Source organism: Pseudomonas sp. RGM2987, from assembly GCF_022952855.1.
GTDB lineage: Bacteria > Pseudomonadota > Gammaproteobacteria > Pseudomonadales > Pseudomonadaceae > Aquipseudomonas.
The window spans coordinates 1-9,589 of the sequence record NZ_JALJDX010000093.1 but is presented as its reverse complement, the minus strand read 5'-3'; the positions used below and the strand labels follow the sequence as shown (position 1 = coordinate 9,589).

The window sequence follows — 9,589 nt, the reverse complement described above, 5'->3', positions numbered from 1 at the left end:
GGACCGCGAAGCGGGCCTTTTGTTGCGATTGCTGCGCAATCGAGCGGGAGCAAGCTCCCTCGCCACAAAGCTAGCGCCACCGTCACAGCACTCCGTCACCGCTCTAGCCATCGCTACCGTATGCTTAATTGTTGAGGTTTTTCCATGTTTGATTATTCCGCCCGCCCCGACCTGCTCCAGGGCCGGGTGATTCTGGTCACCGGCGCTGGTCGTGGCATCGGTGCCGCCGCTGCCAAGGCTTACGCTGCTCACGGTGCCACCGTGCTGCTGCTGGGCAAGACCGAAGCCAACCTGACCCAGGTCTATGATGAAATCGAAGCGGCCGGCCACCCGCAGCCGGCGGTGATTCCGTTCAACCTGGAGACCGCCCTGCCCCATCAGTACGATGAACTGGCGGCCATGATCGAAACCGAGTTCGGTCATCTGGACGGCCTGCTGCACAACGCCTCGATCATCGGTCCGCGCACGCCGCTGGAGCAGTTGTCCGGCGAGAACTTCATGCGGGTGATGCACGTGAACGTCAACGCCATGTTCATGCTCACCAGCACCTTGCTGCCACTGCTCAAGTTGTCCAGGGACGCGTCCGTGATATTCACCTCCAGCAGCGTCGGGCGCAAGGGCCGGGCTTACTGGGGCGCCTATGGCGTGTCCAAGTTTGCCACCGAAGGGCTGATGCAGACCCTGGCGGACGAAGTCGACAGCGTTGCCGCCGTACGCGCCAACAGCATCAACCCCGGCGCGACGCGCACCAGCATGCGTGCCCAGGCCTACCCAGGGGAAAACCCGCTCAACAATCCGACCCCCGAAGAAATCATGCCGGTCTACCTGTACCTCATGGGTCCGGACAGCACGGGTGTCAATGGCCAGGCGCTCAACGCGCAATAAATGACTTGGGGCTGCGCGACGTTTTACCGTCGCGCCAGTGCCTTTCTTTGGTGCCCAGCCAGACGAACCGCCAAGGCCCAGTCATGCAGGGATCCCCGGTCGGATCCCAATACATTGATCAGCAACGAATTTCTGTCCAACTGAACCGAATGGCACGACTTTCGCTCTAACCTTCCTCAAACACGCCATGTTCGGCGGGAAACGGACGGTGAGACGAGCACTTACGCCTGCAAAGAAGCGGACTAAACTCAAATCATTGTCCTATGGGACTGAAGGACCAGTAAAACGCGCAGCCCAAAGCCGCGGCACCCAGCCTGTCGGGACAGATTCAGCTTAGGGGCTTACGCCATATGAAAACGCCCACCCAGTTCAACGCGATCGACTTCGACAGCGCCAAGTTGCAGCGCCTGGGCTTTGGCCAGGCCTCGCCGCTCGTGGCGCGGCCGATCAGTCTGTCGCAGCTGCGCCAGCAACTGAGCCAACAATTGCAGACCAGCCTGGAGCCGCAACGCATCCTGGGCCTGTTTTTCCGCGAAGTTCAGCGCCTGGTGCCCCTGGATGCGCTGGCCTACCAGCACAAAACCAGCGATCTGCGCCTGGAATTCGGGCAGCGTGGGCATCACACCCTCAGCTACAACCTGCGCCACGAAGGCGAAGACCTGGGTGAGGTGGTGTTCCGTCGCAATCAGCGTTTTGCCGAATCGGAACAGAGCGACCTGGAAGCGGCGATGTCAGCCTTGTTGTATCCACTGCGCAACGCCCTGCTCTACCGTGCTGCCACGCAAAGCGCCCTGCGCGATCCGCTGACCGGGACGGGTAACCGCGTCGCCATGGACCAGACCCTGGCACGGGAGATCGACATGGCCCGGCGTCATTCGCAGCCTTTGTCACTGCTGATGCTCGACATCGATCATTTCAAACGGATCAATGACAGCTACGGGCACGGCGTCGGTGACGAGGTGCTCAAGGCAGTGGCCGAATCGATCAAGACAGAACTGCGCAACGTGGACATGGTGTTCAGGTTCGGCGGCGAAGAGTTCCTGATCCTGCTGGCCAATACCAGCCGGGACGCCGCAGCCATGATCGGTGAGCGCCTGCGCTATGCCGCCCAGGTCCAGGATTACTTTGCCGCAGGCACAAGGATTGAGCTGACCGTCAGCCTGGGTTGCGCAACGCTGTTGCCGGGTGAGTCGGCACAAAGCCTGCTGCGCAGGGCCGACAGTGCGCTGTACGTGGCCAAGCGCGAAGGCCGCAACCGGTTGGCAATGGCGGGCTGAGGGATATCTTCAAAAAGCTCGCCTACGGCTATCGCGAGCAGGCTCGCTCCCACAGGGGGCTTGGGGCGCTGAGAAAATCAGTGTCTATCGCAGGCCCAATGTGGGAGCGGGCTTGCCCGCGAAGGCGGCGGCACATTCGGCATCTTTGCAAGCAGACCCACCGCTTTCGCGAGCAAGCCCGCTCCCACAAGGGATCGGCAGCGGGAATTAGAAGCGTCGAAACCAACTGTGGGAGCGAGCCTGCTCGCGATGAGGGCCTGGCAGTCAACCTCCCCGTCGACCGCTAAAACCCCATCGCAAGCTGACTCACTCCCACGGCAGATTACTTATTCCAAACGCGCGCAATCAGCTCCCGGCCAGTGCCAGGCGCTCACGGTTGGCGGTGGTTCTGTTCAGCGACTCAGGCTGTTCCAGCTGCATGCAACGCTCCAGGAACAGATACATGTAGTCGTAGCTCTTGCACACCGCCTGGCGCAATTCGGTTTGCAGGGCCTTGCTCGGATTCATGCCCGCCAGGGTGCAGATGATCTCCAGGGCTTCCCACGGATGAGCATCGTCGTATTGGGCATGCATCTTCAGCCATTTCATGGCCCGCTTGCGCTCTTCCTCAGGGAAGGCCGCCGCATAGACGCCACTGGAACAGACCACAGCCGACCACTCCCCGGTCGCCCCCTCGATAGCGTAGTTGGTCGCGGCAATAGCCACGATCAACGCATCCGACGAGCTGGTGTGCCAGCACCAGTGGCTCAGGGCGTGAAGCTCAGGCGGCACTTGCTGGGCTTGCAGGTCTTCCAGGGTCACACCGTGGGCGGCGCTCCAGTTTACCCAGTAGTCTGCATGGTTGAGTTCGACACGGATGTTGCGCATCAACCAGCGACGCGCCATGTCCTCGCCGGGATGGCGGGCAAAACGGGTCTTGGTGAGGTTCTGTGCCATGTATAAGGCGAACTGTTCAACGACCGGCCAACCCCCAATGAGGTAATGGCGCATGGTCTTGGCGCTGAGCTTGTTATCGCGCATGCGTTGATACAGCTCGTGTTCGACAACCCGGCGCTTGCTCTCGCTGCAATCGGCAATGAGCTGTTGTGCCCATTTCGGATAGCTTGTGGCGTCCATGAGCGGGCCTGTTCGGTTGAATGTGTCGATCACTGTCGGGCTCCTTTTGATTGTGATTTTTTCCGGACCAACAAGAGTTTCAGCGGAACGTGCCGGGGGCCTTGAACAACAACGGTTGGGGCCGGGCCGGCCTGCATGACAATGTGTCACAGGTAAACAATTGCGGACGCTCGATCACATACCCCTGGGCATAATCCACCCCAATCTCCAGCAATGCCTGTTCGATCTGGGTCGTTTCAACAAACTCGGCAATCGTGCGCTTACCCATGACGTGGCCGATGTGATTGATCACCTCGACCATTGCACGGTTAATCGGGTCGTCCAGCATATCCTTTACGAAACTCCCATCGATCTTCAGGAAGTCTACAGGTAAATGTTTCAGGTAAGCGAATGAAGACATTCCGGCGCAAAAGTCGTCCAGAGAGAAATAACAACCCAAGCTCTTGAGTTCATTGATAAAGCGGATCGCACTGCCCAAATTCGCGATAGCGCTGGTTTCGGTAATTTCAAAACAAATCATTTCCGGTGGAATTGCATACGCCGCGAACTGTTTACGCAGGAAGTCGAGGAACGCCTGATCTCCTATAGTCGTGCCTGACAGATTGATCGCACACATCGCCACGGGCCCTTGCGGCGAATCATCCAGGCACTGGCGAATGATCCTGAACACATTCTCCACCACCCAACGGTCCAGGGAGGTCATCAGGCCATAACGTTCCGCCGCGGGAATGAAGCTGTTGGGCAGGATCATCCGCCCGGCTTCATCATGCAGGCGCAGCAGGATCTCGATATGCCCGCCGCCATGGTCACCCGGGCCCAGCGCGGCGATCTCCTGGGCGTAAAGACAGAAGCGGTTTTCCTCCAGGGCCATATGCAAGCGCTGGACCCAGGCCATCTCGCCAAAGCGCAGGGACAGTTCCGAGTCGTCGGCGTGATAGACCTGGACCCGGTTGCGCCCCTTCTCCTTGGCCATGTAGCACGCCATGTCGGCGGCGCGCAGGGAGGCCTCCAGGGTCGTCGGGGTCTGCGCAATGTGTACCAGGCCGATACTCACCGTGGTCACGAACGGCCGGCCCTTCCAGACAAAGTGCAGGTTCTGCACGGTCTGGCGCAGCCCCTCGGCGATTTTTTCCGCCGCCTCGGGCGAACAGTTCTCCAGCAAGATGCCGAACTCATCGCCGCCCAGGCGGGCCAGGGTGTCGTTTTCCCGCAGACCCGATTGCAACAAGGCGCAGATATGACGCAACAGTTCATCACCGGCCGCATGGCCACAGGTATCGTTGACCAATTTGAACTGGTCCAGGTCGAGGAACATCAAGGCATGTCGGCCGACCTGGCGAGAGAGATTATGCAAGGCCTGTTCGAGGCGATATTCGAACTCCCGGCGATTGGCCAGGCCCGTCAGGGCATCGTGGGTGGCCTGCCACGACAGGTTGGCGATGTATTGACGCTCCTGGGTCATGTCGTGCAGCACCAGGACCGTGCCGCTGACCTTGCCGGCATGGCGGATCGGCGCCCCCACCAACGTCACCGACACGGTGCTGCCGTCCAGGCGCTGGATCAGCTTGGAGTGCTCGCTGGCGCCACTGAGGCGACCGCTGAGGATGTGCTCGATCAACGTCAGCCCTTCGGTCTGGGCGTTGTCATCGAGCAGATTGAACAGCGCCCCCAGGGGCAATCCCGTGGCGTGTTCGGCTTTCCAATGAGTCATCGCCTCGGCGGCGGGGTTCATATAGGCGATCGCGCCTTCGACGTCGGTGGTGATCACCCCATCGCCGATGGATTGCAAGGTGATCTGCGCCCGCTCCTTCTCCAACTGCAGCGCATTGGCGAACACCTGACGCTGGGCCAGCAATTTATGGGTGCGCAGCAACGCCAGGACGATCAAACCCAGGGCAGTGGCAAAGTTGGTGACCAATAACAGTCTCAGGATGAAGCGCGACCCCTCGCCCAGCGCATCGCTGAACGCCTTGGCTGCCGGGGTGACGGAGTCGTTGATAGCAAAGATCCGCGCCTTCCAACCCCGTATATCGGCTTCCGAAGCCGAGCCTGCGGTGATACTGCTGTGCATTTCCCGGGCGACGTTGTCCAGTTCGATCAGGTAGCCGTCACCCACCGTCCATAAGTCGATGGCCTCTTCCAGGTAGCTGAAGTGACGAAAATTCAGGTACAGCCAGATCAGGCTGGCGACGTCATCCGGGTGATTGCCGCCCTTGAGGATGCCGGCCCTGGCCGCGTCCAGATCCGGCGGCTCGCGGTCCAGCGCTACCCGAAGTTCATGGCCGCCCTCGGGCACGGCAATGGCTTGCTGATATTTTCGAAAGATCACCTCATCGCGGCTGTCGGCGTAGAGGTTGAGGTAATAGATGGCGTCTTTCTGGCCCTTGGACCAGAGACTTTCTCCCGCCACATAGCCGCGAACTGCAGACAATACATAAAGGCTGACGCCCCCAAGCAATGCTTGAAACAGCACCACGGCAATAAAGGGCCAGACGATGCCCAACAACCGAGGCGTTCCGAGAGTCCGCTTTTGCTTCATGAGTTCCCTTGCACAGGCGTTGCCGATAGCACCCGCGAGAAATCCGCTGCTGATTCCAGAGCCTAGGCCACTTTTCGATCCTTGGAACGACTGGATGGACGGATCGACCGGTTCAGGATGAAATTTCGGAGATATCGAGGTGTCTGGCGAGTTTTTTTCCGATACTAAGCGCAGAAAAACGCTGGAAACTCAAGGCTGCTGTATCTGCTGCAGGTGACCATAGAGTCGAGCGTACAGGCCGCCTTCGGCAATCAACTGCAAATGGCCACCGTCCTCGGCGATTTTCCCGCCGTCGAACACCAGTACCCGGTCGGCTTGTTTCACCGCCGACAACCGGTGGGCAATGATCAGCGTGGTGCGCCTGCTCAGGAAACGTGCCAGTGCCTGGTGAAGGTTGTACTCGGTGGCGGCGTCCAGCGCCGAGGTGGCTTCGTCCAGAATCACCACCCGAGGATCGGCCAGGACCATGCGGGCGATAGCCAACCGTTGACGCTGCCCGCCGGACAGCCGTACTCCGGAACGCCCTACCACACTGTCCAATCCCTGGGGCAAAGCACGCACCGTGGCATCGAGCTGGGCGATTTCCAGCGCCCGCCAGCAGGCGTCTTCACCGCACTCGCGGCCCATGGCGAGGTTGGCGCGCACCGTATCGTTGAACAGCGCCGGATGTTGCAGCACCACCGCGACGTTTTCCCGGATGGTCTCCAGGCCGATCTCCTGCTGCGTGGCCCCACCAAAACGGATACTGCCCGACTGCGGCGTGTACAGCCCCAGCAGCAATTGCACGAGGGTGCTCTTGCCGCCGCCGCTGGCACCGACGATGGCGACTTTCTCCCCCGGCGCAATGGACAGGTTCAGTTGGTTGAGCACCGGTTCCTCGCCGTAGCCGAAACTCAGGCCCTGAATATCAATGCCCACGGTGTCGCGCCCCTTGAACGGATCGACGCCACCGGCGTACTGAGGCTCGTCGGCACGGGCCAGCAGTTCGTTGATCCGGTTCAACGCGCCGCCAGCGGCGTAAAACGCGTATTGCAGGTTCAACAGTTGCTCGACAGGGCCGATCATGAACCAGAGATAGCTGAACACCGCCAGCATCTGGCCGATGGACAGGTCGGAAAACACCACGGTGAGCATGGCCGCCGCGCGAAAGATGTCGATACCGAACTGGAACAGCAGGCCACTGGCACGGTTCGAGGCGTCGGTTCTCCACTGCGAGTTCACCGCATAGTCACGCACCTCCCTGGCGCGCATCCCCAACCGACCAAGAAAGTAGCCCTGGCGGTTGCCGGCGCGTACTTCCTGGATGGCGTCCAGGGTTTCGGTCAGGGCCTGGGTAAAGCGCGAGGTGCTGTCGTTCTCCAGTTTCTTCAGGTGCTTGACCCGCTTGCCCAATTGCACCGTGGCGTAGATCACCAGCGGGTTGAACAACAGGATCAGCAGCGCCAGCTCCCAATGCATCCACACCAGGATGCCGGCGGTGCCCACCAGGGTCAGCATCGCTACGAGGAAACGACTGAGAGTCTCGCCGATGAATTTGTCGAGGGTGTCCAGGTCAGTGACCAGGTGGGTCGCCACCGTGCCACTGCCCAGGCTTTCGTATTCGCCCAGAGAGATACGCTTGAGGCGTTCGATCAAGCGGATGCGAATGCGATAGACGATGTCCTTGGCGAGGCTGGCGAACAATCGGGCCTGCAACACGTTGAACAGCAAGGCGCCGCAACGCAAGGCCAGGGTCATCAACAACATCAGCCCAATGTAGCCGGCAGCCCGTTGCCACTGGGTCGGCAATGCATGATCCATGATCTTCAACGCCGCATCGCCACGCCCTAGCAGCACTTCGTCCACCAAAAGCGGCAACAGCAACGGGATGGGCACGCTGCACAGCGTCGCCAGCACGGCCACGCCGTTGGCAATCCATAGGGCTTTTTTATGCTTGAGGGCCAGGCGACGGATTTCTGCCCAGCTCAATCGATCGATGCGCTGCGGGGCGGATGCGCCCTCGGGCCGGTCAGGCACAGGCGGCGCGCTCCAGCCAGCGACCCAGCAAGGGCGACAACTGACTCAGGGGCTGGTAGCCATTGGTGAGCAGGGCCAACTGGCCGTCACGCTCGGCCAGCAATGTAGGGAACCCGGCGATGCCCAGGTCCTGCACCCAGGTGAAATCCGCCGCGGTGGCCGCGTGTTGATCGGCACGGTCGAACGCGGCGGCGAATTCGATGCGCGGCAAGCCGGCCTGTTCGGCCAGCTCCACCAGGACGCTGGCGTGAGTGACGTCGCGGCCTTGCACATAAAAAGCCTGCTGGATCAGCTTCACCAAGCCCCACGCCAAGTCCGGCGCCAGGCTGCGGGCGGTGACCACCGCCCGGCACGCAGGCTCAGTGTCGTAGACAAAACCGTCCGGCAATGCGCCCTCGAACTTGAATGGCTGGCCGGTGGCCTGGGTCACGGCCTGCCAATGCTCAAGAATGTAGCGCCGGGTCGTCGGCTCCAGCGCCGAGCCACTGCCGGTGCGCAGCCCACCCACCACCAGATGCAGTTCGACGCCAGCGGCGTGCGCCTGCTCGACCAATGCGTCTGCCACCGGCGCAAAGCCCCAGCACCAGGAACACATCGGGTCCATCACATAGAGCAGGCGCGACGTCATGGTTCAAGCCTCGGAAGATGACTGCTTGTAGTTGTAGCCGATCGGGTGCGGCATGTTACGGGCCTTGGCCAGTTCGATCTGCTTCTGCCGGTCGATGGCGCTGCGACGGGTTTTCTCGCTCAGTTTGTCCCAGCAATGGGGGCAACTGATGCCGGGCACATAGTGCTCGGAGGCACGATCTTCGACGCTGACGGGCGTGCGACAGGCATGACACTGATCATAGTCGCCCTCACTGAGGTCGTGGCGAACCGTCACGCGGTTGTCGAACACGAAGCAGTCACCGCGCCATTTGGTTTGTTCCTGGGGCACCTCTTCGAGGTATTTCAGGATACCGCCCTTGAGGTGATAGACCTCGTCGAAGCCCTGGCCGAGCATGTAGCTGGAGGCTTTTTCACAGCGAATCCCGCCGGTGCAGAACATCGCCACTTTCTTGTGCTTGGCCGGGTCGAAGTTGGCTTTGATGTAGTCGGGGAACTCGCGAAAGCTGGTGGTCTTCGGGTCGATGGCGCCTTCGAAGGTGCCAATGGACACTTCATAATCGTTGCGAGTGTCGATCAATAGCACTTGCGGGTCGCTGATCAGCGCGTTCCAGTCCTGCGGCTCGACATAGGTGCCGACCTGCTTGTTCGGGTCCACGCCTTCGACGCCGAGGGTGACGATTTCTTTCTTGAGCTTGACCTTGGTGCGATAGAACGGCTGTTCATCGCAGTACGATTCCTTGTGGTCGATGTCGACCATGCGTGGATCGTTACGCAGCCAGGCCAGCAGGCCGTCGATGCCCTCGCGGGTGCCGGAAACCGTGCCGTTGATGCCTTCCTGGGCGATGAGCAGGGTGCCTTTGATGCCATTATCGAGCATGGCCTGAAGCAAGGGCTCACGCAGCTCGACGTAATCTTCAAGGGTGACGAACTTATACAGTGCCGCCACGACAATGGGTTGTGTCATGGGTGTTCTCCAGGTGGCTACCCTCGTAAAGGGTGAACCGGATGCGAAAAAAAACGCGCCGGGTCAGCGGCGCGTTGCGGATTCTAACAAATACACGGTGGCTTTAGGAGCACACCTGTGGCGAGGGAGCTTGTTGTGGCGAGGGAGCTTGCTCCCGCTCGGCGGCGAAGCCGTCGTCTGCGT

General features: G+C 60.7%; 7 protein-coding genes. 2 read left to right on the top strand and 5 right to left on the bottom strand.

What is annotated here, in order from left to right:
- The first annotated feature begins 144 nt into the window (after window positions 1-144).
- Together RGM2987_RS01580 and RGM2987_RS01575 are read left to right on the top strand one after the other, a co-directional pair.
- Window positions 145-885 (top strand): YciK family oxidoreductase, encoded by a 741-nt coding sequence (locus RGM2987_RS01580; protein ID WP_245138360.1) that lies wholly within the window; start codon window positions 145-147, stop codon window positions 883-885.
- A 350-nt stretch (window positions 886-1,235) separates the two neighbouring features.
- Entirely contained in the window at window positions 1,236-2,162 is a 927-nt protein-coding gene (locus RGM2987_RS01575) for a GGDEF domain-containing protein (RefSeq protein WP_245138359.1), read from the top strand.
- A 345-nt stretch (window positions 2,163-2,507) separates the two neighbouring features.
- On the opposite strand, the gene RGM2987_RS01570 is transcribed toward RGM2987_RS01575, so the two are convergent.
- The 5 genes from RGM2987_RS01570 to RGM2987_RS01550 all read right to left on the bottom strand — a co-directional run bounded on the left by RGM2987_RS01570 (window position 2,508) and on the right by RGM2987_RS01550 (window position 9,406).
- A complete protein-coding gene (locus RGM2987_RS01570) occupies window positions 2,508-3,311 on the bottom strand; it encodes an iron-containing redox enzyme family protein (RefSeq protein WP_245138358.1) in 804 nt (267 codons plus the stop codon).
- 46 nt (window positions 3,312-3,357) lie between these two features.
- Window positions 3,358-5,817 carry an EAL domain-containing protein gene (locus RGM2987_RS01565; protein WP_245138357.1) on the bottom strand — a complete coding sequence of 820 codons (2,460 nt, stop codon included), beginning with the start codon at window positions 5,815-5,817 and terminating at the stop codon, window positions 3,358-3,360.
- A gap of 189 nt (window positions 5,818-6,006) precedes the next feature.
- Window positions 6,007-7,833, bottom strand: coding sequence for an ABC transporter ATP-binding protein (locus RGM2987_RS01560; protein WP_245138356.1), 1,827 nt, complete (start codon window positions 7,831-7,833; stop codon window positions 6,007-6,009).
- Complete coding sequence (locus tag RGM2987_RS01555; RefSeq protein ID WP_245138361.1) at window positions 7,826-8,428, bottom strand: DsbA family protein; 603 nt, start codon at window positions 8,426-8,428, stop codon at window positions 7,826-7,828. Before RGM2987_RS01555 ends, RGM2987_RS01560 begins: the two co-directional genes overlap by 8 nt.
- 36 nt (window positions 8,429-8,464) lie before the next feature.
- Window positions 8,465-9,406, bottom strand: a complete 942-nt coding sequence (locus RGM2987_RS01550; RefSeq protein ID WP_245138355.1) for a rhodanese-related sulfurtransferase — start codon at window positions 9,404-9,406, stop codon at window positions 8,465-8,467.
- Window positions 9,407-9,589: the final 183 nt, after the last annotated feature.

Coding starts and splice junctions, on each gene's coding strand:
- RGM2987_RS01580 (WP_245138360.1), top strand. CDS start 145: ATGTTTGATTATTCCGCCCGCCCCGACCTGCTCCAGGGCCGGGTGATT.
- RGM2987_RS01575 (WP_245138359.1), top strand. CDS start 1,236: ATGAAAACGCCCACCCAGTTCAACGCGATCGACTTCGACAGCGCCAAG.
- RGM2987_RS01565 (WP_245138357.1), bottom strand. CDS start 5,817: ATGAAGCAAAAGCGGACTCTCGGAACGCCTCGGTTGTTGGGCATCGTC.
- RGM2987_RS01555 (WP_245138361.1), bottom strand. CDS start 8,428: ATGTGTTCCTGGTGCTGGGGCTTTGCGCCGGTGGCAGACGCATTGGTC.
- RGM2987_RS01550 (WP_245138355.1), bottom strand. CDS start 9,406: ATGACACAACCCATTGTCGTGGCGGCACTGTATAAGTTCGTCACCCTT.